Genomic DNA, 23,987 nt, shown 5'->3' with positions numbered 1-23,987 from the left:
CATTAGAAGCTATTGAAATGGTTGAAAGAGCAGGTTACACTGCAGTAGTATCACATAGATCAGGTGAATCAGAAGATACAACAATAGCTGACCTTGTTGTTGCAACTAATGCAGGTCAAATAAAGACTGGTGCTCCTTGTAGAACAGACAGAGTTGCAAAATACAACCAATTACTAAGAATTGAAGATGAACTTGCAGAAGTTGCTAAGTACCTTGGAAGAGACGCCTTCTACAATGTTAAAAAGTAATAAATAAATTATTTTGGCTCTTTGTCAATAGTTGGGGCGGGCATTAGATTAGAATGCCTGTCCTTTCTTATTTGATAATGATTTTAGCAAGATAGATAGGATGAGGGGAGTTTACCCTTAAAAAATTGCACGACAAAAAGACCAACGATAGTTGGATTTCCTAAAATACAATATTTAACAGATTATTTATTACAACAATGAAGAATTCTATTCCTGAATCTATCAAAATTTCTATAGCCGAAGGCTATTCTTTTAATAACTTTGATTTTATTATTAAATCCTTCTATACAAGCATTTGTATAAGGAATATCAAAAGAATTACAAATCTCATTAAAATATCTGATATAGGTATTTGCACATCTTTTCAATTCATTGATACCACTATTTTGTGCAAGTTTAATCCAATCTTTTAAGAGGACACGAGCTTCGTTAGAAGAAGGTGAAGCATCAATAATACTCAATAACTTTTCCTTTAAAGTGTGGGCAATTGCTAATTCACTATTATAAGAAAACATAACTTGTAAAGCTAACTTTGAATCTGTATCAAGTAAGCCATATCTTTTTAAAATAAGCTTTTTACTTCTTTTAAAGTATTTTCTTAATTTAATTGATAGTTCTCTTTGGATACGTTTTCTTACCGCTTCTACTGCCCATATGACTTGTCTAATATAGTGAAATTTATCTATAACAATTACAGCATTTTTGAAATAAGTTTTAGCTAAATCAATATAGGGTTGCCACATATCACAAATAAAGTGTGTAACGCTATCGCGATTTTTAATTTTTCTAAAATAATCTATAAGAATATGCTCTTTTCTATCTTTAATAATGTCTAGTATTTTATGATTAACAGGATCGACTATTGCACAATGATATTTAGAACCACCAGAGTTACCTTTAAATTCATCTATAGATATTATTTTAGGTAAATTAGTAGGAGAAGAGTAAGATACATTATCAAAAATACGTTTTATAGTATCGATAGATAGATTAGTTTTTCTAGCAACTGATGTCATACTATATTCATTAGATAATTCATAAATTACAAACATAGCTAATCTATTAGTTATTCTATGATAACGAGGTAAAAATTCTATATGTTCATAAAATTTTTGCCGCAGGCATTACAACGATATCTACGTTTTTTAAGAATGATAAAAGTATGTTTAAAGAATAAGGGTATGTCTTTAATACGCTGAATTCTATAATCGTGAACTCTTGTAACTTTGGAATTACAATTAGGGCAAGTACAAATTTTTTCTTAGTTTCTAAGTATATCTCAATGTACGTGTCATTATGAATAATCTTTTTATAATAACATCTTTAAAACCTAATAAATTTTTGATAGAATTATTAGTGTGCACTTGATGGATGCCTCCTTTCAGGTAAGGTTTTTGTTTGGTTATTTTAACTTGTATTCGGCAAGTAATGCCGAAAGACATTGGAATTAAAGGATTTTTGTTCAAAAAATTAAAAGAAATCATCCCTTTTAAGTGTTAAAATATAATTGCAAAACTAAAACACAAAAGGGTGATTTCTATGGATAGTTTACAACAAAATCAAAAAATTTAAAGAAGAAAATTAGATTTTTGAACATGAAAGCAAAATTTAATGATACCAAAGTTACTTCTGTAGCAACTTTTTCTTATGTGGAATCCTTTAAACAAATAATAGGATTACCAACTATTTTAGAAAAAGGCGTAACCTATAAGAAGGCCGCTAATTCTACTTTTAATACTGCAGAAATTATAGAATACATGATTGATGCAAATATTCTTGGTTTCTCAAGATTTATGCACATTGAAACATTAAGAAATGATGAAGGATATAAAAAGTTTAAAGGTGTAGATAAATTACCCAGTGAAAAAGTATGTAGAGATCTCTTAAAAGCTTTACCAACAGAAACTTTAGAAGAATTAAGAACTATAAATAAAAAAATACTTGACTTAAAGTCTTCAACTGAAGATGTACGCGAGGTTTGTATTAATATTGATGATACTGTTATAACTATCTTTGGTAATCAAGAAAAATCAGGAATAGGATATAATCCAAGGTACAATGGAAGACCATCATTTAAAGAAAAAGTTGGGTTTATTTCAGGAACTGATGAATTACTTAACATTACTCTTGAAAATGGTAGACACCATAGTAATTATAAATTTTTAGATTTCTTTAAGAGTTGTGTAAACCAGCTTCCTTCAAGATATATTCTTAAAAGAGTTAGACTTGATAGAGGTTTTTTGATGAAGAAAACTTTTTATATTTTGAAGATAATGGAATAGAATATGTTGTTAAATGTAAAATGTATTCTACTGTTAAAATGATAATAGATTTTATAAATAATAATCCAAAGGATTATATATGGCACGATATAAGTTCTACTTTATCTGTTACAGAAATTACAGTTCCATTGCCTAAATGGCAAAGAGCAAGAAGATTTGTGATTATAAGAGAAAAAATTATTCCAAAAAATATGAATCAGTTAATGTTCGAAGAATGTAAATATAAATATCAAGCAATAGTAACAAATATAAATTATTTAACACCTGAAGAAATATTTCAAGATTATAATCAACGATGTGATGTTGAAAATAATATAGATGAAATAAAAGAAGGCTATGCCTTTAGCGAAAATAGTTTAGTAAATCATAAATGCAATGAATTGTACCTTTTAATAAAAATGATAGCATATAACATTCATAACTGGTTTAAACAAGCAATCATGCCTAAGGAAGTACAACATCATGAAATTAGTACATTAAGAAGAATATTTTATAGAGTTTGTGGTAATGTTTGCGGCAGCAAATATTATAGATATTTAAGTTTTTCAAATAATTGCTTATTAGAAAAAATCATTACTCATATTCAAAAACAAATACATATTTTTAGTAGAAAAATGATAACAGTTTATACTTAATAGTAAAATAAAAACAATAAATTCCCTTAAAAATCCAAATGTTATTTGGGTTTATTAAGTATACTCAAAAAAGACCTAACGGTATAAAATATCATAATAAATGTAAATTTATTCATAAAGAAAACAAAAATGGCAAGTAGAAACTTTTTAAAATTTACTTGCCGAATTCAAGTTTAATTTTACCAGGTGTCTAATCAGGTGCACATATTTTTTGTAAAAAATATGCTGGGTCTACGCCCCAACATTTATTATAGAACCAATATAATATGTAATACAAAATACATTTTGTGGGGGATACTATGAGCTTGAATTTTACTTTAGATTTAAAACTGGAACAAAAACTTGTAATGACACAGGAGATGCAGCTTGCCGTAAAGGTTTTACAACTTCCTAACAATGAACTAAAAGAGTATATTGAAGATGAGTTACTTGAAAATCCAGTTTTAGAGCTTGATTCAGGTTATGAGGATAGATTAGATAAGGTAATTCAAATTTATTCAGATTTTAATGATGACTATTTTATTGATTATTCAGAGGATGAAGAGGATGAAAAGATAACTCCCTTCTACTTTTTAAGCAACAAAAGGAGTCTTTATGATTGTCTTAAGGAACAGCTTGGATATATACCACTTACAAAAAGAGATAGAAAAATAGCAGAGTATATAATAGATAATCTTGACCAAAATGGATACTTAAATATGCACGAGCTTTCAATTGCAAATAAGTTTAAAGTATCCCTTGACATTGTGAAAAATATCATTTCTATAATACAGGATTTTGAACCAAGCGGAGTATGTGCAAGAAATTTAAAGGAATGTTTAAAAATTCAACTAAAAAATAAGGGTATATATGACTCACTTTATGAAAAACTAATTGATAATGAACTTGAGAATATTGCAAATAAGGCCTATACCTTTATATCTCAAAAATATAGCGTTTCAGAGGATAAGCTATTAAGATATATAGAAGTCATAAAGTCTTTAGATCCTAAGCCAGGCTGCAGGCTTGGAGATGACACAGTAAGATATGTTGTGCCTGATGTATATATAGAAGTAGTTGATGGAGAGTATTTTGTAAGGGTAAATGAAGATAATTTACCTATACTTAAGATTAATAAACATTATAAAAATATTTTGCGAAATAAAAATTCTGAAGAATATAAGTATATAAAAGCAAAGATAGAAGCTGCATATTGGCTTATAAAAAGTATAGAACAGAGACGAGAAACTATAAAAAAGGTGGCAGAAACAATTGTAAAACATCAAATTGAATTTTTAAATATGATCACCCTTTAAAGCCCCTTAATTTAAAAACGATTTCAGAAGAAACAGGACTGCACGAATCAACTGTAAGTAGAGCAATAAACGGAAAATATGCACAGACCCCAAAGGGTGTATTTGAACTTAAATACTTTTTAGTTCGTGGTTTAAGCACCTCCTTTGGTGATAATGTATCTATAGATGTATTAAAAAATAAAATACAAGAGATTATAAACAGCGAAAACAAGAAGAAGCATTATTCAGACCAGCAGATAGCAGATATGCTAAATGTAAGTGGTGTCAAAATTTCAAGAAGAACAGTTACAAAATACAGAGAAGAGCTTGGAATTGAATCTTCATCTAAAAGAAAGATAAGATAAGTATTAAACCCTTAGAGCCTAAAATTATTAAGGTTTAAAAAGGCTTTAGGGGTTCTTATTTTATGTAATTAAATTATGAATACACAAATTACTCAAAACAAATAATAAATGTGTATGGTAAATAAGAATTTTTAGAAAATATATTGAAAAATAATAATTTTAATGATATAGTAGAAATTGGAGTGGGACAAAAATAATACATAGGGACAAAAATAGTCCCTACAACAGGTTTAGGGGAGTGACATACTTGAAAAATGTGTTATCGTTACAACAAAGGATAGTTCCAGAAATTGTAGAACTGCTTTTAAAAAGATATAAGATATTAAAATGCATATATTACAACCAACCTGTTGGTAGAAGAGCATTGTCCCAAGAACTTGATTTAGGTGAAAGAGTAGTTAGAACTGAGGTTAATTTCCTTAAAGAGCAAGGTCTTATAGAAATATATTCAACAGGTATGACAGTAACAAAAGATGGGGAATATATATTAGAAAGCCTTGAAGAGATGATTCACGAAATAAGCGGCCTTGCAGATGTTGAAAATAAGCTAAAGAAGATTTTAGGAGTACATAAAGTTATAGTTGTGCCTGGTGACATAGACGAAGATATAACAGTGCTTAAAGAAATGGGAAGACTTGCAGCAGCTTATATTAAGTCACTAATTTCAAATGACAGCATAATAGCTTTAACAGGTGGTTCATCTGTTTCTCAGGTTATAGATAATTTTCCAAAGGTTACTAAGGAGAATGTTCTTGTTGTTCCAGCAAGAGGAGGAATAGGAAGAAACGTTGAGACACAAGCAAGTACACTTGCTGCAAAGCTTGCGTATAAAATAGGTGCTAATTATAAACTGCTACACGTACCTGACAATCTAAGCAAAGAGGCACTGGGAACTATGTTGAATGAACCAGGTATAAAGGATGTTGTACAGAATATAAGTAAAGCTGATATATTGATTTTTGGTATAGGCAGAGCTGATGAAATGTCAAAAGAAGAGGTCTTGAAGAATCTGAAATAAAGGAGCTTTTATCTAAAGGAGCAGTTGCTGAGGCCTTTGGTTATTATTTTAATAAATGTGGAGATATAGTATATAAAACACCAACAATAGGACTTGATTTTAAAGATGTACCGAATATAAAACATATAGTAGCAGTAGCAGGAGGAAAGGGTAAAGCAGAAGCAATAATTGCAACAAAAATAAATAATCCCAATATGGTAATAGTAACTGATGAGGCAGCGGCAAAGGAGATTTTAAATCTACAAAATATGAATAGAAGATAGCTTTGCTATCTTTATATAAAAGTCATAAAATTAGGAGGGATTAATTATGACAATTAAAGTTGCTATCAACGGGTTTGGTAGAATTGGAAGAAACGCATTCAAAATTGCTCAAACAAGATTAAACAAGGATGTAGAAATCGTTGCAATTAACGATTTAACAGATGCAAAGACACTTGCACATCTTTTAAAGTATGACTCTTGCTTTGGTAAGTTTGACGGAACAGTAGAAGCTACAGAAAATAGCCTAATAGTTAATGGAAAAGAAATAAGAGTATATGCTGAAAAGGATCCAAAGAATCTTCCTTGGAAGGACCTTGGAGTAGATATAGTAATAGAATCAACAGGTCTATTTACAAAGGCTGAAAAGGCAAGAGCTCACATAGAAGCAGGTGCAAAGAAGGTTCTAATTTCAGCTCCAGCTACAGATGAAGATATAACAATAGTTATGGGTGTTAATGAAAAGGATTACGATCCAAATAATCACCACATTATATCAAATGCTTCTTGTACAACAAACTGCTTAGCACCATTTGCTAAGGTTCTTGATGAAAAGTTTGGTATAGTTAAGGGTCTTATGACTACAGTTCACTCATATACAAATGACCAAAGAATTCTTGACCTTCCACACAAGGATTTAAGAAGAGCAAGAGCAGCTGCTGAATCAATAATCCCAACAACAACTGGTGCTGCAAAGGCAGTAGGTAAGGTACTTCCAAACCTAAAGGGTAAGCTAAATGGATTTGCTCTAAGAGTTCCAACTCCAACTGTATCAGTAACTGACCTTGTTGTAGAAGTTACAAGACCAACAACTGTAGAAGAAGTAAATGCTGCACTTAAGGAAGCTGCAGAAGGTGAAATGAAGGGAATCCTTGGATACTCAGAAGAACCACTTGTTTCAATAGACTACAGAGGAGACGAAAGATCATCAATAGTAGATGCACTTTCAACTATGGTTATTGAAGGTAATATGGTTAAGGTTGTTTCTTGGTATGACAATGAATGGGGTTATTCAAACAGAATAATCGACCTTGTAAACTACATAGCTGAAAGAATGTAATTCTTAAGTCCGGTTTTGTAGTTTCGGCTATAAGGCCGGACTTATTTTCCTAAATTATTGAAAGAGAGGTTTTGGGTATGAATAAGAAAACAGTTAGAGATATAGATGTAAGGGGTAAAAAGGTACTTGTAAGATGTGACTTTAATGTTCCACAAGATAAAGAAGGAAACATAACTGATGATAGAAGAATAGTTGCAGCACTTCCAACTATAAAATATCTTCTTGAAAACGGTGCAAAGGTAATATTAATGTCACACCTTGGAAGACCAAAGGAAGGATATGAAGAAAAATACAGCGTAAAGCCAGTAGCTAAGAGACTATCAGAACTATTAGGACTTGAAGTTAAGCTTGCTGAAGATAAGGAAGTTGTTGGAGAAAACGCTGTAAGACTTGTAAATGAAATGAAGGAAGGCGACGTTGTTCTTCTTGAAAACGTTAGATTTATAAAGACAGAAACAAAGAATGATATGGATTTTGCTAAGAAGCTTGCATCACTTGCAGACATATTTGTAAATGACGCTTTTGGTACAGCCCACAGAGCTCACTCATCTACTGCAGGTGTAGCAGAATTTTTACCAGCCGTTGCAGGTTTCCTAATTGAAAAGGAAATTGAAATAATGGGTAAAGCTCTTGAAAATCCAGAAAGACCATTCGTAGCTATACTTGGTGGTGCTAAAGTATCAGACAAAATTAACGTTATAAACAACCTAATTGAAAAGGTTGATAGATTAATAATAGGTGGGGAATGGCTTATACATTCCTAAAGGCACAAGGATTTGAAATAGGAAAATCACTTCTTGAAGAAGATAAGATAGATTATGCAAAGGAAATGCTAAAGAAGGCAGAAGAAAAGGGAGTTAAGGTTTACCTTCCTGTTGACCACGTTGTGGCAAAAGAATTTAGCAACGATGCAGAAGCAATGACTGTTGATGTTGAAATTCCAGCAGATTATATGGGTCTTGACATTGGACCAAAAACTGTTAAACTTTTCGAAGAGGCAGTTTTAGATGCAAAGACTGTAATTTGGAATGGACCTATGGGTGTATTTGAAATGCCAAAGTTTGCAGTAGGTACAAAGGCTGTTGCAGAAGCATTATCTAAGGTAAATGGAACTACAATAATTGGTGGTGGAGATTCAGCCGCAGCTGTTGAACAACTTGGATATGCTGAAAAGATGACACATATATCAACTGGTGGAGGAGCTTCACTTGAATTCTTAGAAGGAAAAGTTCTTCCAGGTATTGCAGCATTAAACGATAAATAATAAAAAGATAGGGGTCTATCCCCTATCCTAAATTCCTAAAAGGAGGAACTATAATGAGAAAACCAATTATAGCAGGAAACTGGAAAATGAACAAAACTGCAAAGGAAGCAGCACAATTTATTATTGAGTTAAGAGATAAGGTAAAGGATGCTAACTGTGAAGTAGTAGTATGTCCACCTTTTACATCACTTACTCAAGTATTAACTTTAGTTGAAGATACAAATATTGAAGTAGGGGCACAAAATATGCACTATGAAGAAAACGGTGCCTTCACTGGCGAAATTTCACCTGTTATGCTAAAGGAACTTGGAGTAAAGTATGTAATCTTAGGACATAGCGAAAGAAGAATGTATTTTAAGGAAGATGATGAGCTTATAAATAAAAAGGTTAAATCAGCTTTTATTCACGGCTTAACTCCAATTTTATGTGTAGGTGAGCTTTTAGAAGAGAGAGAAGCTGGTAAGACATTTGAAGTAATAGACAAGCAACTTATCGAAGACTTAAAGGATGTTGATGCTGACAACGTTGCAAAAATGGTTATTGCTTATGAACCAGTTTGGGCAATTGGTACTGGTAAAACAGCAACAGCAGAAGATGCAAATGAAGTTATTAAGTATATAAGAGGCAAAATAAGAGAAATGTTTGGCGAAAAGGCAGCAGAAGAAATAAGAATTCAATATGGTGGAAGCGTTAAGCCAAGCACAATTAAAGAACAAATGGAACAAAGCGACATCGACGGAGCACTGGTTGGAGGAGCAAGTTTAAAGGTAGAAGATTTTGCAGCAATCGTTAATTATTAAGGAGGTAAAATATGCAGAAAAAACCTGTAATGCTAATGATACTTGATGGATGGGGTATCAATGAAAAGGCAGAAGGTAATGCAATTGCTAATGCTAATAAGCCTAATTTTGATAAGTTATGGAATGAATACCCCCACACAATGCTTAGTGCCAGTGGATTAGATGTTGGACTTCCAAGAGGACAAATGGGTAACTCAGAAGTTGGACATTTGAACATTGGTGCAGGTAGAATAATTTATCAAGAATATACAAGAATTAATAAAGAGATAGAAGAAGGTGGATTTTTAAAAACGATGCACTAATAAAAGCAATAGAAAATGCTAAAAATAACAACAGTGATATTCACCTTATGGGGCTTCTTTCAGATGGAGGAGTTCACAGCCATATAGATCACTTAGAAGCATTAATTAAGTTATGCAAGGATATGGATTTAAATAGGGTGTTTGTTCACGCCTTTCTTGATGGAAGAGACGTTCCACCATCATCAGCTCTTGAATACATTGATAGACTTGAAAAGTATATGAAGGAAACAGGAGTAGGTAAAATAGCTACTATTTCTGGAAGATATTACTCAATGGATAGAGATAAGAGATGGGAGAGAACAAAGCTTGCCTATGATGCTATGGTAAATGCACAAGGTGAAATTGCAAATAGTGCAAGAGAAGCTGTTGAAAAATCCTATGCAGAAAACAGAACAGATGAGTTTGTACTTCCAACAGTTATAATTGAAAACGAAAGACCTGTTGCAAGAATAAAGGAAAATGACTCTGTAATATTCTTTAACTTTAGACCAGACAGAGCAAGACAAATAACAAGAGCACTTGTTGATGTTGAGTTTGCAGGATTTGAAAGAAATTACTTTAAGGTTCATTTTGTATGTATGACTCAATATGATAAGACAATTGAAAATGTTGATATAGCATATAGACCAGAAGTATATAAGAATACTTTTGGAGAATATGTTGCAAGTAAAGGGTTAAAGCAACTTAGAATTGCTGAAACAGAAAAGTATGCACACGTTACCTTCTTCTTCAATGGTGGTGTAGAAGCTCCAAATAAGGATGAAGAGAGAGTTCTTATTCAATCTCCAAAGGTTGCAACGTATGATCTTCAACCAGAAATGAGTGCATATCTTGTAGCAGATAACGTATGTGAAGAATTAGATAAGGACATATATGATGTTGTAATATTAAATTTTGCAAATCCAGATATGGTTGGACATACAGGAGTATTTGATGCTGCTAAGAAGGCAGTTGAAGCAGTTGATGAATGTATAGGTAAAGTTGTTTCAAAGGTAAGAGAAAAGGGTGGTACTGTATTAATTACAGCAGACCACGGAAATGCTGAAATGATGGTTGATTATGAAACAGGCGAACCATATACAGCACATACAACTAACTTAGTTCCGTTTATAGTTGTTGGTGATAAAAAGGTAGAGTTAAGAGATGGTGGAAGATTATGTGATATTGCACCAACAATGCTTGAAATTATGGATTTAGATATTCCTGTTGAAATGACAGGAAAATCATTAATAAAAAATAAATAAAGGAAAGGAGACATAAAAATGAAAAGATATTTAGAAATAATCGATGTTTATGCAAGAGAAGTTCTTGACTCAAGAGCAAACCCAACTGTAGAAGTAGAGGTTATATTAGAAGATGGGACAGTTGGTAGAGCAATAGTTCCATCAGGTGCATCTACAGGAGCATTTGAAGCAGTTGAATTAAGAGATGGAGACAAATCAAGATACCTTGGAAAAGGTGTTCTAAAGGCTGTTGAAAATGTAAATAACATAATAGCACCAGAATTAATTGGTATGAATGTATATGATCAAACTTTAATAGATAAAACTCTAATTGAGCTTGATGGTACAGAAAATAAGGGTAAGCTTGGAGCTAATGCAATACTTGGAGTTTCACTTGCTGTTGCAAGAGCTGCTGCTGAAAGCTTAGGATTACCACTATATCAATACATAGGAGGAGTAAATGCAAAGGTTCTTCCAGTTCCAATGATGAACATTCTAAATGGTGGAAAGCACGCTGACAACAATGTTGATATACAAGAATTTATGGTTATGCCAGTTGGTGCTCCAAACTTCAGCGAAGCATTAAGAATGTGTGCAGAAGTTTACCACTCACTAAAGAAGACATTAAGCGAAAAGGGATACAATACTGCAATTGGTGATGAAGGTGGATTTGCTCCAAACCTTAAGTCAAACGAAGAAGCTATCCAAGTTATACTTGAAGCAGTAGAAAAGGCTGGATACAAGCCAGGTGAACAAGTAGCTATAGCAATTGACGCTGCTGCAACAGAACTATACAAGGAAGATGGAAAGTATCACTTAGAAGGAGAAGGAAGAGTACTTACAGCTGCTGAAATGGTTGATTTCTGGGCTGACCTTGTTGAAAAGTATCCAATAGTTTCATTAGAAGACGGTCTTGCAGAAGAAGACTGGGAAGGATGGAAGCTACTTACTGAAAAGCTTGGTTCAAAGATTCAATTAGTTGGAGACGACCTATTTGTTACAAACACTAAGAGACTATCAAGAGGAATTGAAATGGGAGTTGCTAACTCAATCCTTATAAAGCTTAACCAAATAGGTACTCTAACAGAAACATTAGAAGCTATTGAAATGGCTGAAAGAGCAGGTTACACTGCAGTAGTATCACATAGATCAGGTGAATCAGAAGATACAACAATAGCTGACCTTGTTGTTGCAACTAATGCAGGTCAAATAAAGACTGGTGCTCCTTGTAGAACAGACAGAGTTGCAAAATACAACCAATTACTAAGAATTGAAGATGAACTTGCAGAAGTTGCTAAGTACCTTGGAAGAGACGCCTTCTACAATGTTAAAAAGTAATAAATAAATTATTTTGGCTCTTTGTCAATAGTTGGGGCGGGCATTAGATTAGAATGCCTGTCCTTTCTTATTTGATAATGATTTTAGCAAGATAGATAGGATGAGGGGAGTTTACCCTTAAAAAATTGCACGACAAAAAGACCAACGATAGTTGGATTTCCTAAAATACAATATTTAACAGATTATTTATTACAACAATGAAGAATTCTATTCCTGAATCTATCAAAATTTCTATAGCCGAAGGCTATTCTTTTAATAACTTTGATTTTATTATTAAATCCTTCTATACAAGCATTTGTATAAGGAATATCAAAAGAATTACAAATCTCATTAAAATATCTGATATAGGTATTTGCACATCTTTTCAATTCATTGATACCACTATTTTGTGCAAGTTTAATCCAATCTTTTAAGAGGACACGAGCTTCGTTAGAAGAAGGTGAAGCATCAATAATACTCAATAACTTTTCCTTTAAAGTGTGGGCAATTGCTAATTCACTATTATAAGAAAACATAACTTGTAAAGCTAACTTTGAATCTGTATCAAGTAAGCCATATCTTTTTAAAATAAGCTTTTTACTTCTTTTAAAGTATTTTCTTAATTTAATTGATAGTTCTCTTTGGATACGTTTTCTTACCGCTTCTACTGCCCATATGACTTGTCTAATATAGTGAAATTTATCTATAACAATTACAGCATTTTTGAAATAAGTTTTAGCTAAATCAATATAGGGTTGCCACATATCACAAATAAAGTGTGTAACGCTATCGCGATTTTTAATTTTTCTAAAATAATCTATAAGAATATGCTCTTTTCTATCTTTAATAATGTCTAGTATTTTATGATTAACAGGATCGACTATTGCACAATGATATTTAGAACCACCAGAGTTACCTTTAAATTCATCTATAGATATTATTTTAGGTAAATTAGTAGGAGAAGAGTAAGATACATTATCAAAAATACGTTTTATAGTATCGATAGATAGATTAGTTTTTCTAGCAACTGATGTCATACTATATTCATTAGATAATTCATAAATTACAAACATAGCTAATCTATTAGTTATTCTATGATAACGAGGTAAAAATTCTATATGTTCATAAAATTTTTGCCGCAGGCATTACAACGATATCTACGTTTTTTAAGAATGATAAAAGTATGTTTAAAGAATAAGGGTATGTCTTTAATACGCTGAATTCTATAATCGTGAACTCTTGTAACTTTGGAATTACAATTAGGGCAAGTACAAATTTTTTCTTAGTTTCTAAGTATATCTCAATGTACGTGTCATTATGAATAATCTTTTTATAATAACATCTTTAAAACCTAATAAATTTTTGATAGAATTATTAGTGTGCACTTGATGGATGCCTCCTTTCAGGTAAGGTTTTTGTTTGGTTATTTTAACTTGTATTCGGCAAGTAATGCCGAAAGACATTGGAATTAAAGGATTTTTGTTCAAAAATTAAAAGAAATCATCCCTTTTAAGTGTTAAAATATAATTGCAAAACTAAAACACAAAAGGGTGATTTCTATGGATAGTTTACAACAAAATCAAAAAATTTAAAGAAGAAAATTAGATTTTTGAACATGAAAGCAAAATTTAATGATACCAAAGTTACTTCTGTAGCAACTTTTTCTTATGTGGAATCCTTTAAACAAATAATAGGATTACCAACTATTTTAGAAAAAGGCGTAACCTATAAGAAGGCCGCTAATTCTACTTTTAATACTGCAGAAATTATAGAATACATGATTGATGCAAATATTCTTGGTTTCTCAAGATTTATGCACATTGAAACATTAAGAAATGATGAAGGATATAAAAAGTTTAAAGGTGTAGATAAATTACCCAGTGAAAAAGTATGTAGAGATCTCTTAAAAGCTTTACCAACAGAAACTTTAGAAGAATTAAGAACTATAAATAAAAAAATACTTGACTTAAAGTCTTCAACTGAAGATGTACGCGAGGTTTGTATTAATATTGATGATACTGTTATAACTATCTTTGGTAATCAAGAAAAATCAGGAATAGGATATAATCCAAGGTACAATGGAAGACCATCATTTAAAGAAAAAGTTGGGTTTATTTCAGGAACTGATGAATTACTTAACATTACTCTTGAAAATGGTAGACACCATAGTAATTATAAATTTTTAGATTTCTTTAAGAGTTGTGTAAACCAGCTTCCTTCAAGATATATTCTTAAAAGAGTTAGACTTGATAGAGGTTTTTGATGAAGAAAACTTTTTATATTTTGAAGATAATGGAATAGAATATGTTGTTAAATGTAAAATGTATTCTACTGTTAAAATGATAATAGATTTTATAAATAATAATCCAAAGGATTATATATGGCACGATATAAGTTCTACTTTATCTGTTACAGAAATTACAGTTCCATTGCCTAAATGGCAAAGAGCAAGAAGATTTGTGATTATAAGAGAAAAAATTATTCCAAAAAATATGAATCAGTTAATGTTCGAAGAATGTAAATATAAATATCAAGCAATAGTAACAAATATAAATTATTTAACACCTGAAGAAATATTTCAAGATTATAATCAACGATGTGATGTTGAAAATAATATAGATGAAATAAAAGAAGGCTATGCCTTTAGCGAAAATAGTTTAGTAAATCATAAATGCAATGAATTGTACCTTTTAATAAAAATGATAGCATATAACATTCATAACTGGTTTAAACAAGCAATCATGCCTAAGGAAGTACAACATCATGAAATTAGTACATTAAGAAGAATATTTTATAGAGTTTGTGGTAATGTTTGCGGCAGCAAATATTATAGATATTTAAGTTTTTCAAATAATTGCTTATTAGAAAAAATCATTACTCATATTCAAAAACAAATACATATTTTTAGTAGAAAAATGATAACAGTTTATACTTAATAGTAAAATAAAAACAATAAATTCCCTTAAAAATCCAAATGTTATTTGGGTTTATTAAGTATACTCAAAAAAGACCTAACGGTATAAAATATCATAATAAATGTAAATTTATTCATAAAGAAAACAAAAATGGCAAGTAGAAACTTTTTAAAATTTACTTGCCGAATTCAAGTTTAATTTTACCAGGTGTCTAATCAGGTGCACATATTTTTTGTAAAAAATATGCTGGGTCTACGCCCCAACATTTATTATAGAACCAATATAATATGTAATACAAAATACATTTTGTGGGGGATACTATGAGCTTGAATTTTACTTTAGATTTAAAACTGGAACAAAAACTTGTAATGACACAGGAGATGCAGCTTGCCGTAAAGGTTTTACAACTTCCTAACAATGAACTAAAAGAGTATATTGAAGATGAGTTACTTGAAAATCCAGTTTTAGAGCTTGATTCAGGTTATGAGGATAGATTAGATAAGGTAATTCAAATTTATTCAGATTTTAATGATGACTATTTTATTGATTATTCAGAGGATGAAGAGGATGAAAAGATAACTCCCTTCTACTTTTTAAGCAACAAAAGGAGTCTTTATGATTGTCTTAAGGAACAGCTTGGATATATACCACTTACAAAAAGAGATAGAAAAATAGCAGAGTATATAATAGATAATCTTGACCAAAATGGATACTTAAATATGCACGAGCTTTCAATTGCAAATAAGTTTAAAGTATCCCTTGACATTGTGAAAAATATCATTTCTATAATACAGGATTTTGAACCAAGCGGAGTATGTGCAAGAAATTTAAAGGAATGTTTAAAAATTCAACTAAAAAATAAGGGTATATATGACTCACTTTATGAAAAACTAATTGATAATGAACTTGAGAATATTGCAAATAAGGCCTATACCTTTATATCTCAAAAATATAGCGTTTCAGAGGATAAGCTATTAAGATATATAGAAGTCATAAAGTCTTTAGATCCTAAGCCAGGCTGCAGGCTTGGAGATGACACAGTAAGATATGTTGTGCCTGATGTATATATAGAAGTAGTTGATGGAGAGTATTTTGTAAGGGTAAATGAAGATAATTTACCTATACTTAAGATTAATAAACATTATAAAAATATTTTGCGAAATAAAAATTCTGAAGAATATAAGTATATAAAAGCAAAGATAGAAGCTGCATATTGGCTTATAAAAAGTATAGAACAGAGACGAGAAACTATAAAAAGGTGGCAGAAACAATTGTAAAACATCAAATTGAATTTTTAAATATGATCACCCTTTAAAGCCCCTTAATTTAAAAACGATTTCAGAAGAAACAGGACTGCACGAATCAACTGTAAGTAGAGCAATAAACGGAAAATATGCACAGACCCCAAAGGGTGTATTTGAACTTAAATACTTTTTAGTTCGTGGTTTAAGCACCTCCTTTGGTGATAATGTATCTATAGATGTATTAAAAAATAAAATACAAGAGATTATAAACAGCGAAAACAAGAAGAAGCATTATTCAGACCAGCAGATAGCAGATATGCTAAATGTAAGTGGTGTCAAAATTTCAAGAAGAACAGTTACAAAATACAGAGAAGAGCTTGGAATTGAATCTTCATCTAAAAGAAAGATAAGATAAGTATTAAACCCTTAGAGCCTAAAATTATTAAGGTTTAAAAAGGCTTTAGGGGTTCTTATTTTATGTAATTAAATTATGAATACACAAATTACTCAAAACAAATAATAAATGTGTATGGTAAATAAGAATTTTTAGAAAATATATTGAAAAATAATAATTTTAATGATATAGTAGAAATTGGAGTGGGACAAAAATAATACATAGGGACAAAAATAGTCCCTACAACAGGTTTAGGGGAGTGACATACTTGAAAAATGTGTTATCGTTACAACAAAGGATAGTTCCAGAAATTGTAGAACTGCTTTTAAAAAGATATAAGATATTAAAATGCATATATTACAACCAACCTGTTGGTAGAAGAGCATTGTCCCAAGAACTTGATTTAGGTGAAAGAGTAGTTAGAACTGAGGTTAATTTCCTTAAAGAGCAAGGTCTTATAGAAATATATTCAACAGGTATGACAGTAACAAAAGATGGGGAATATATATTAGAAAGCCTTGAAGAGATGATTCACGAAATAAGCGGCCTTGCAGATGTTGAAAATAAGCTAAAGAAGATTTTAGGAGTACATAAAGTTATAGTTGTGCCTGGTGACATAGACGAAGATATAACAGTGCTTAAAGAAATGGGAAGACTTGCAGCAGCTTATATTAAGTCACTAATTTCAAATGACAGCATAATAGCTTTAACAGGTGGTTCATCTGTTTCTCAGGTTATAGATAATTTTCCAAAGGTTACTAAGGAGAATGTTCTTGTTGTTCCAGCAAGAGGAGGAATAGGAAGAAACGTTGAGACACAAGCAAGTACACTTGCTGCAAAGCTTGCGTATAAAATAGGTGCTAATTATAAACTGCTACACGTACCTGACAATCTAAGCAAAGAGGCACTGGGAACTATGTTGAATGAACCAGGTATAAAGGATGTTGTACAGAATATAAGTAAAGCTGATATATTGATTTTTGGTATAGGCAGAGCTGATGAAATGTCAAAAGAAGAGGTCTTGAAGAATCTGAAATAAAGGAGCTTTTATCTAAAGGAGCAGTTGCTGAGGCCTTTGGTTATTATTTTAATAAATGTGGAGATATAGTATATAAAACACCAACAATAGGACTTGATTTTAAAGATGTACCGAATATAAAACATATAGTAGCAGTAGCAGGAGGAAAGGGTAAAGCAGAAGCAATAATTGCAACAAAAATAAATAATCCCAATATGGTAATAGTAACTGATGAGGCAGCGGCAAAGGAGATTTTAAATCTACAAAATATGAATAGAAGATAGCTTTGCTATCTTTATATAAAAGTCATAAAATTAGGAGGGATTAATTATGACAATTAAAGTTGCTATCAACGGGTTTGGTAGAATTGGAAGAAACGCATTCAAAATTGCTCAAACAAGATTAAACAAGGATGTAGAAATCGTTGCAATTAACGATTTAACAGATGCAAAGACACTTGCACATCTTTTAAAGTATGACTCTTGCTTTGGTAAGTTTGACGGAACAGTAGAAGCTACAGAAAATAGCCTAATAGTTAATGGAAAAGAAATAAGAGTATATGCTGAAAAGGATCCAAAGAATCTTCCTTGGAAGGACCTTGGAGTAGATATAGTAATAGAATCAACAGGTCTATTTACAAAGGCTGAAAAGGCAAGAGCTCACATAGAAGCAGGTGCAAAGAAGGTTCTAATTTCAGCTCCAGCTACAGATGAAGATATAACAATAGTTATGGGTGTTAATGAAAAGGATTACGATCCAAATAATCACCACATTATATCAAATGCTTCTTGTACAACAAACTGCTTAGCACCATTTGCTAAGGTTCTTGATGAAAAGTTTGGTATAGTTAAGGGTCTTATGACTACAGTTCACTCATATACAAATGACCAAAGAATTCTTGACCTTCCACACAAGGATTTAAGAAGAGCAAGAGCAGCTGCTGAATCAATAATCCCAACAACAACTGGTGCTGCAAAGGCAGTAGGTAAGGTACTTCCAAACCTAAAGGGTAAGCTAAATGGATTTGCTCTAAGAGTTCCAACTCCAACTGTATCAGTAACTGACCTTGTTGTAGAAGTTACAAGACCAACAACTGTAGAAGAAGTAAATGCTGCACTTAAGGAAGCTGCAGAAGGTGAAATGAAGGGAATCCTTGGATACTCAGAAGAACCACTTGTTTCAATAGACTACAGAGGAGACGAAAGATCATCAATAGTAGATGCACTTTCAACTATGGTTATTGAAGGTAATATGGTTAAGGTTGTTTCTTGGTATGACAATGAATGGGGTTATTCAAACAGAATAATCGACCTTGTAAACTACATAGCTGAAAGAATGTAATTCTTAAGTCCGGTTTTGTAGTTTCGGCTATAAGGCCGGACTTATTTTCCTAAATTATTGAAAGAGAGGTTTTGGGTATGAATAAGAAAACAGTTAGAGATATAGATGTAAGGGGTAAAAGGTACTTGTAAGATGTGACTTTAATGTTCCACAAGATAAAGAAGGAAACATAACTGATGATAGAAGAATAGTTGCAGCACTTCCAACTATAAAATATCTTCTTGAAAACGGTGCAAAGGTAATATTAATGTCACACCTTGGAAGACCAAAGGAAGGATATGAAGAAAAATACAGCGTAAAGCCAGTAGCTAAGAGACTATCAGAACTATTAGGACTTGAAGTTAAGCTTGCTGAAGATAAGGAAGTTGTTGGAGAAAACGCTGTAAGACTTGTAAATGAAATGAAGGAAGGCGACGTTGTTCTTCTTGAAAACGTTAGATTTATAAAGACAGAAACAAAGAATGATATGGATTTTGCTAAGAAGCTTGCATCACTTGCAGACATATTTGTAAATGACGCTTTTGGTACAGCCCACAGAGCTCACTCATCTACTGCAGGTGTAGCAGAATTTTTACCAGCCGTTGCAGGTTTCCTAATTGAAAAGGAAATTGAAATAATGGGTAAAGCTCTTGAAAATCCAGAAAGACCATTCGTAGCTATACTTGGTGGTGCTAAAGTATCAGACAAAATTAACGTTATAAACAACCTAATTGAAAAGGTTGATAGATTAATAATAGGTGGGGAATGGCTTATACATTCCTAAAGGCACAAGGATTTGAAATAGGAAAATCACTTCTTGAAGAAGATAAGATAGATTATGCAAAGGAAATGCTAAAGAAGGCAGAAGAAAAGGGAGTTAAGGTTTACCTTCCTGTTGACCACGTTGTGGCAAAAGAATTTAGCAACGATGCAGAAGCAATGACTGTTGATGTTGAAATTCCAGCAGATTATATGGGTCTTGACATTGGACCAAAAACTGTTAAACTTTTCGAAGAGGCAGTTTTAGATGCAAAGACTGTAATTTGGAATGGACCTATGGGTGTATTTGAAATGCCAAAGTTTGCAGTAGGTACAAAGGCTGTTGCAGAAGCATTATCTAAGGTAAATGGAACTACAATAATTGGTGGTGGAGATTCAGCCGCAGCTGTTGAACAACTTGGATATGCTGAAAAGATGACACATATATCAACTGGTGGAGGAGCTTCACTTGAATTCTTAGAAGGAAAAGTTCTTCCAGGTATTGCAGCATTAAACGATAAATAATAAAAAGATAGGGGTCTATCCCCTATCCTAAATTCCTAAAAGGAGGAACTATAATGAGAAAACCAATTATAGCAGGAAACTGGAAAATGAACAAAACTGCAAAGGAAGCAGCACAATTTATTATTGAGTTAAGAGATAAGGTAAAGGATGCTAACTGTGAAGTAGTAGTATGTCCACCTTTTACATCACTTACTCAAGTATTAACTTTAGTTGAAGATACAAATATTGAAGTAGGGGCACAAAATATGCACTATGAAGAAAACGGTGCCTTCACTGGCGAAATTTCACCTGTTATGCTAAAGGAACTTGGAGTAAAGTATGTAATCTTAGGACATAGCGAAAGAAGAATGTATTTTAAGGAAGATGATGAGCTTATAAATAAAAAGGTTAAATCAGCTTTTATTCACGGCTTAACTCCAATTTTATGTGTAGGTGAGCTTTTAGAAGAGAGAGAAGCTGGTAAGACATTTGAAGTAATAGACAAGCAACTTATCGAAGACTTAAAGGATGTTGATGCTGACAACGTTGCAAAAATGGTTATTGCTTATGAACCAGTTTGGGCAATTGGTACTGGTAAAACAGCAACAGCAGAAGATGCAAATGAAGTTATTAAGTATATAAGAGGCAAAATAAGAGAAATGTTTGGCGAAAAGGCAGCAGAAGAAATAAGAATTCAATATGGTGGAAGCGTTAAGCCAAGCACAATTAAAGAACAAATGGAACAAAGCGACATCGACGGAGCACTGGTTGGAGGAGCAAGTTTAAAGGTAGAAGATTTTGCAGCAATCGTTAATTATTAAGGAGGTAAAATATGCAGAAAAAACCTGTAATGCTAATGATACTTGATGGATGGGGTATCAATGAAAAGGCAGAAGGTAATGCAATTGCTAATGCTAATAAGCCTAATTTTGATAAGTTATGGAATGAATACCCCCACACAATGCTTAGTGCCAGTGGATTAGATGTTGGACTTCCAAGAGGACAAATGGGTAACTCAGAAGTTGGACATTTGAACATTGGTGCAGGTAGAATAATTTATCAAGAATATACAAGAATTAATAAAGAGATAGAAGAAGGTGGATTTTTAAAAACGATGCACTAATAAAAGCAATAGAAAATGCTAAAAATAACAACAGTGATATTCACCTTATGGGGCTTCTTTCAGATGGAGGAGTTCACAGCCATATAGATCACTTAGAAGCATTAATTAAGTTATGCAAGGATATGGATTTAAATAGGGTGTTTGTTCACGCCTTTCTTGATGGAAGAGACGTTCCACCATCATCAGCTCTTGAATACATTGATAGACTTGAAAAGTATATGAAGGAAACAGGAGTAGGTAAAATAGCTACTATTTCTGGAAGATATTACTCAATGGATAGAGATAAGAGATGGGAGAGAACAAAGCTTGCCTATGATGCTATGGTAAATGCACAAGGTGAAATTGCAAATAGTGCAAGAGAAGCTGTTGAAAAATCCTATGCAGAAAACAGAACAGATGAGTTTGTACTTCCAACAGTTATAATTGAAAACGAAAGACCTGTTGCAAGAATAAAGGAAAATGACTCTGTAATATTCTTTAACTTTAGACCAGACAGAGCAAGACAAATAACAAGAGCACTTGTTGATGTTGAGTTTGCAGGATTTGAAAGAAATTACTTTAAGGTTCATTTTGTATGTATGACTCAATATGATAAGACAATTGAAAATGTTGATATAGCATATAGACCAGAAGTATATAAGAATACTTTTGGAGAATATGTTGCAAGTAAAGGGTTAAAGCAACTTAGAATTGCTGAAACAGAAAAGTATGCACACGTTACCTTCTTCTTCAATGGTGGTGTAGAAGCTCCAAATAAGGATGAAGAGAGAGTTCTTATTCAATCTCCAAAGGTTGCAACGTATGATCTTCAACCAGAAATGAGTGCATATCTTGTAGCAGATAACGTATGTGAAGAATTAGATAAGGACATATATGATGTTGTAATATTAAATTTTGCAAATCCAGATATGGTTGGACATACAGGAGTATTTGATGCTGCTAAGAAGGCAGTTGAAGCAGTTGATGAATGTATAGGTAAAGTTGTTTCAAAGGTAAGAGAAAAGGGTGGTACTGTATTAATTACAGCAGACCACGGAAATGCTGAAATGATGGTTGATTATGAAACAGGCGAACCATATACAGCACATACAACTAACTTAGTTCCGTTTATAGTTGTTGGTGATAAAAAGGTAGAGTTAAGAGATGGTGGAAGATTATGTGATATTGCACCAACAATGCTTGAAATTATGGATTTAGATATTCCTGTTGAAATGACAGGAAAATCATTAATAAAAAATAAATAAAGGAAAGGAGACATAAAAATGAAAAGATATTTAGAAATAATCGATGTTTATGCAAGAGAAGTTCTTGACTCAAGAGCAAACCCAACTGTAGAAGTAGAGGTTATATTAGAAGATGGAACAGTTGGTAGAGCAATAGTTCCATCAGGTGCATCTACAGGAGCATTTGAAGCAGTTGAATTAAGAGATGGAGACAAATCAAGATACCTTGGAAAAGGTGTTCTAAAGGCTGTTGAAAATGTAAATAACATAATAGCACCAGAATTAATTGGTATGAATGTATATGATCAAACTTTAATAGATAAAACTCTAATTGAGCTTGATGGTACAGAAAATAAGGGTAAGCTTGGAGCTAATGCAATACTTGGAGTTTCACTTGCTGTTGCAAGAGCTGCTGCTGAAAGCTTAGGATTACCACTATATCAATACATAGGAGGAGTAAATGCAAAGGTTCTTCCAGTTCCAATGATGAACATTCTAAATGGTGGAAAGCACGCTGACAACAATGTTGATATACAAGAATTTATGGTTATGCCAGTTGGTGCTCCAAACTTCAGCGAAGCATTAAGAATGTGTGCAGAAGTTTACCACTCACTAAAGAAGACATTAAGCGAAAAGGGATACAATACTGCAATTGGTGATGAAGGTGGATTTGCTCCAAACCTTAAGTCAAACGAAGAAGCTATCCAAGTTATACTTGAAGCAGTAGAAAAGGCTGGATACAAGCCAGGTGAACAAGTAGCTATAGCAATTGACGCTGCTGCAACAGAACTATACAAGGAAGATGGAAAGTATCACTTAGAAGGAGAAGGAAGAGTACTTACAGCTGCTGAAATGGTTGATTTCTGGGCTGACCTTGTTGAAAAGTATCCAATAGTTTCATTAGAAGACGGTCTTGCAGAAGAAGACTGGGAAGGATGGAAGCTACTTACTGAAAAGCTTGGTTCAAAGATTCAATTAGTTGGAGACGACCTATTTGTTACAAACACTAAGAGACTATCAAGAGGAATTGAAATGGGAGTTGCTAACTCAATCCTTATAAAGCTTAACCAAATAGGTACTCTAACAGAAACATTAGAAGCTATTGAAATGGCTGAAAGAGCAGGTTACACTGCAGTAGTATCACATAGATCAGGTGAATCAGAAGATACAACAATAGCTGACCTTGTTGTTGCAACTAATGCAGGTCAAATAAAGACTGGTGCTCCTTGTAGAACAGACAGAGTTGCAAAATACAACCAATTACTAAGAATTGAAGATGAACTTGCAGAAGTTGCTAAGTACCTTGGAAGAGACGCCTTCTACAATGTTAAAAAGTAATAAATAAATTATTTTGGCTCTTTGTCAATAGTTGGGGCGGGCATTAGATTAGAATGCCTGTCCTTTCTTATTTGATAATGATTTTAGCAAGATAGATAGGA

At 32.4% G+C, this 23,987-nt stretch carries 14 protein-coding genes and 9 pseudogenes; 19 read left to right on the top strand and 4 right to left on the bottom strand.

Going from position 1 to position 23,987, the window contains the following annotated elements:
- Positions 1-2: 2 nt before the first annotated feature.
- A pseudogene (gene eno, locus PL321_RS19265) lies at positions 3-248 on the top strand (phosphopyruvate hydratase); the annotation flags it as partial.
- A 182-nt stretch (positions 249-430) separates the two neighbouring features.
- Here the strand turns inward: eno (PL321_RS19265) and PL321_RS19260 are convergent.
- Both PL321_RS19260 and PL321_RS22095 read right to left on the bottom strand, forming a co-directional pair.
- The gene (locus PL321_RS19260; protein WP_337961026.1) at positions 431-1,369 is read right to left on the bottom strand and encodes an ISL3 family transposase; all 939 of its coding nucleotides are present in this window, start codon (positions 1,367-1,369) and stop codon (positions 431-433) included.
- Positions 1,342-1,503 carry a transposase family protein gene (locus tag PL321_RS22095; protein ID WP_443110716.1) on the bottom strand — a complete coding sequence of 54 codons (162 nt, stop codon included), beginning with the start codon at positions 1,501-1,503 and terminating at the stop codon, positions 1,342-1,344. Before PL321_RS22095 ends, PL321_RS19260 begins: the two co-directional genes overlap by 28 nt.
- Positions 1,504-1,828: 325 nt before the next feature.
- Between PL321_RS22095 and PL321_RS19250 the strand changes: the two are divergent.
- The 9 genes and pseudogenes from PL321_RS19250 (at position 1,829) to eno (PL321_RS19210) (ending at position 12,069) form a co-directional block, all read left to right on the top strand.
- Positions 1,829-3,165, top strand: a pseudogene (locus PL321_RS19250) (IS1380 family transposase).
- A 299-nt stretch (positions 3,166-3,464) separates the two neighbouring features.
- Positions 3,465-4,460, top strand: coding sequence for an RNA polymerase factor sigma-54 (locus PL321_RS19245; RefSeq protein WP_273963030.1), 996 nt, complete (start codon positions 3,465-3,467; stop codon positions 4,458-4,460).
- On the top strand, positions 4,436-4,804 hold the full coding sequence (locus tag PL321_RS19240; RefSeq protein WP_273964713.1) for a hypothetical protein: 369 nt from the start codon (positions 4,436-4,438) through the stop codon (positions 4,802-4,804). The genes PL321_RS19245 and PL321_RS19240 overlap by 25 nt, the downstream gene beginning before the upstream one ends.
- Positions 4,805-5,051: 247 nt before the next feature.
- Positions 5,052-6,085 (top strand): annotated as a pseudogene (locus tag PL321_RS19235) (sugar-binding transcriptional regulator).
- 46 nt (positions 6,086-6,131) lie between these two features.
- Positions 6,132-7,142 carry a type I glyceraldehyde-3-phosphate dehydrogenase gene (gene gap, locus PL321_RS19230; RefSeq protein WP_273963028.1) on the top strand — a complete coding sequence of 337 codons (1,011 nt, stop codon included), beginning with the start codon at positions 6,132-6,134 and terminating at the stop codon, positions 7,140-7,142.
- A 71-nt stretch (positions 7,143-7,213) separates the two neighbouring features.
- A pseudogene (locus PL321_RS19225) lies at positions 7,214-8,406 on the top strand (phosphoglycerate kinase).
- Positions 8,407-8,459: 53 nt separating this feature from the next.
- Positions 8,460-9,206, top strand: coding sequence for a triose-phosphate isomerase (gene tpiA, locus PL321_RS19220; protein WP_273963027.1), 747 nt, complete (start codon positions 8,460-8,462; stop codon positions 9,204-9,206).
- An 11-nt stretch (positions 9,207-9,217) separates the two neighbouring features.
- A pseudogene (gpmI, locus tag PL321_RS19215) lies at positions 9,218-10,752 on the top strand (2,3-bisphosphoglycerate-independent phosphoglycerate mutase).
- Between the two features lie 18 nt (positions 10,753-10,770).
- On the top strand, positions 10,771-12,069 hold the full coding sequence (gene eno / locus PL321_RS19210; protein WP_273963026.1) for a phosphopyruvate hydratase: 1,299 nt from the start codon (positions 10,771-10,773) through the stop codon (positions 12,067-12,069).
- Positions 12,070-12,251: 182 nt separating this feature from the next.
- Here eno (PL321_RS19210) and PL321_RS19205 read toward each other — a convergent pair whose 3' ends face one another.
- Both PL321_RS19205 and PL321_RS22090 read right to left on the bottom strand, forming a co-directional pair.
- Positions 12,252-13,190 carry an ISL3 family transposase gene (locus PL321_RS19205; RefSeq protein WP_337961026.1) on the bottom strand — a complete coding sequence of 313 codons (939 nt, stop codon included), beginning with the start codon at positions 13,188-13,190 and terminating at the stop codon, positions 12,252-12,254.
- Positions 13,163-13,324 (bottom strand): transposase family protein, encoded by a 162-nt coding sequence (locus PL321_RS22090; protein WP_443110716.1) that lies wholly within the window; start codon positions 13,322-13,324, stop codon positions 13,163-13,165. The genes PL321_RS19205 and PL321_RS22090 overlap by 28 nt, the downstream gene beginning before the upstream one ends.
- Positions 13,325-13,648: 324 nt before the next feature.
- On the opposite strand from PL321_RS22090, the pseudogene PL321_RS19195 reads away from it, so the two are divergent.
- The 9 genes and pseudogenes from PL321_RS19195 (at position 13,649) to eno (PL321_RS19155) (ending at position 23,886) form a co-directional block, all read left to right on the top strand.
- A pseudogene (locus PL321_RS19195) lies at positions 13,649-14,984 on the top strand (IS1380 family transposase).
- Positions 14,985-15,283: 299 nt separating this feature from the next.
- Positions 15,284-16,240 carry an RNA polymerase factor sigma-54 gene (locus PL321_RS19190; protein ID WP_273963029.1) on the top strand — a complete coding sequence of 319 codons (957 nt, stop codon included), beginning with the start codon at positions 15,284-15,286 and terminating at the stop codon, positions 16,238-16,240.
- Positions 16,241-16,253: 13 nt separating this feature from the next.
- A complete protein-coding gene (locus PL321_RS19185) occupies positions 16,254-16,622 on the top strand; it encodes a hypothetical protein (RefSeq protein ID WP_273964713.1) in 369 nt (122 codons plus the stop codon).
- Between the two features lie 247 nt (positions 16,623-16,869).
- A pseudogene (locus PL321_RS19180) lies at positions 16,870-17,903 on the top strand (sugar-binding transcriptional regulator).
- A 46-nt stretch (positions 17,904-17,949) separates the two neighbouring features.
- Positions 17,950-18,960 (top strand): type I glyceraldehyde-3-phosphate dehydrogenase, encoded by a 1,011-nt coding sequence (gene gap / locus PL321_RS19175; RefSeq protein WP_273963028.1) that lies wholly within the window; start codon positions 17,950-17,952, stop codon positions 18,958-18,960.
- A gap of 71 nt (positions 18,961-19,031) precedes the next feature.
- A pseudogene (locus PL321_RS19170) lies at positions 19,032-20,223 on the top strand (phosphoglycerate kinase).
- A 53-nt stretch (positions 20,224-20,276) separates the two neighbouring features.
- Positions 20,277-21,023 (top strand): triose-phosphate isomerase, encoded by a 747-nt coding sequence (gene tpiA / locus PL321_RS19165; protein WP_273963027.1) that lies wholly within the window; start codon positions 20,277-20,279, stop codon positions 21,021-21,023.
- 11 nt (positions 21,024-21,034) lie between these two features.
- Positions 21,035-22,569 (top strand): annotated as a pseudogene (gene gpmI, locus PL321_RS19160) (2,3-bisphosphoglycerate-independent phosphoglycerate mutase).
- An 18-nt stretch (positions 22,570-22,587) separates the two neighbouring features.
- Entirely contained in the window at positions 22,588-23,886 is a 1,299-nt protein-coding gene (eno, locus tag PL321_RS19155; protein WP_273963026.1) for a phosphopyruvate hydratase, read from the top strand.
- The last annotated feature ends 101 nt before the right edge of the window (positions 23,887-23,987 follow it).

This window comes from Caloramator sp. mosi_1, from assembly GCF_028622835.1.
Taxonomy (GTDB): Bacteria; Bacillota; Clostridia; order Clostridiales; family Caloramatoraceae; genus Thermobrachium.
Note: the sequence above shows the minus strand (reverse complement) of the source record. Positions and strands in the feature narration are given on the sequence as shown.

What these genes read in the sequence shown, in the direction of transcription:
- PL321_RS19245 (WP_273963030.1), top strand. Translation starts at nt 3,465, where the DNA reads ATGAGCTTGAATTTTACTTTAGATTTAAAACTGGAACAAAAACTTGTA.
- gap (WP_273963028.1), top strand. Translation starts at nt 6,132, where the DNA reads ATGACAATTAAAGTTGCTATCAACGGGTTTGGTAGAATTGGAAGAAAC.
- tpiA (WP_273963027.1), top strand. Translation starts at nt 8,460, where the DNA reads ATGAGAAAACCAATTATAGCAGGAAACTGGAAAATGAACAAAACTGCA.
- eno (WP_273963026.1), top strand. Translation starts at nt 10,771, where the DNA reads ATGAAAAGATATTTAGAAATAATCGATGTTTATGCAAGAGAAGTTCTT.
- PL321_RS19190 (WP_273963029.1), top strand. Translation starts at nt 15,284, where the DNA reads ATGAGCTTGAATTTTACTTTAGATTTAAAACTGGAACAAAAACTTGTA.
- gap (WP_273963028.1), top strand. Translation starts at nt 17,950, where the DNA reads ATGACAATTAAAGTTGCTATCAACGGGTTTGGTAGAATTGGAAGAAAC.
- tpiA (WP_273963027.1), top strand. Translation starts at nt 20,277, where the DNA reads ATGAGAAAACCAATTATAGCAGGAAACTGGAAAATGAACAAAACTGCA.
- eno (WP_273963026.1), top strand. Translation starts at nt 22,588, where the DNA reads ATGAAAAGATATTTAGAAATAATCGATGTTTATGCAAGAGAAGTTCTT.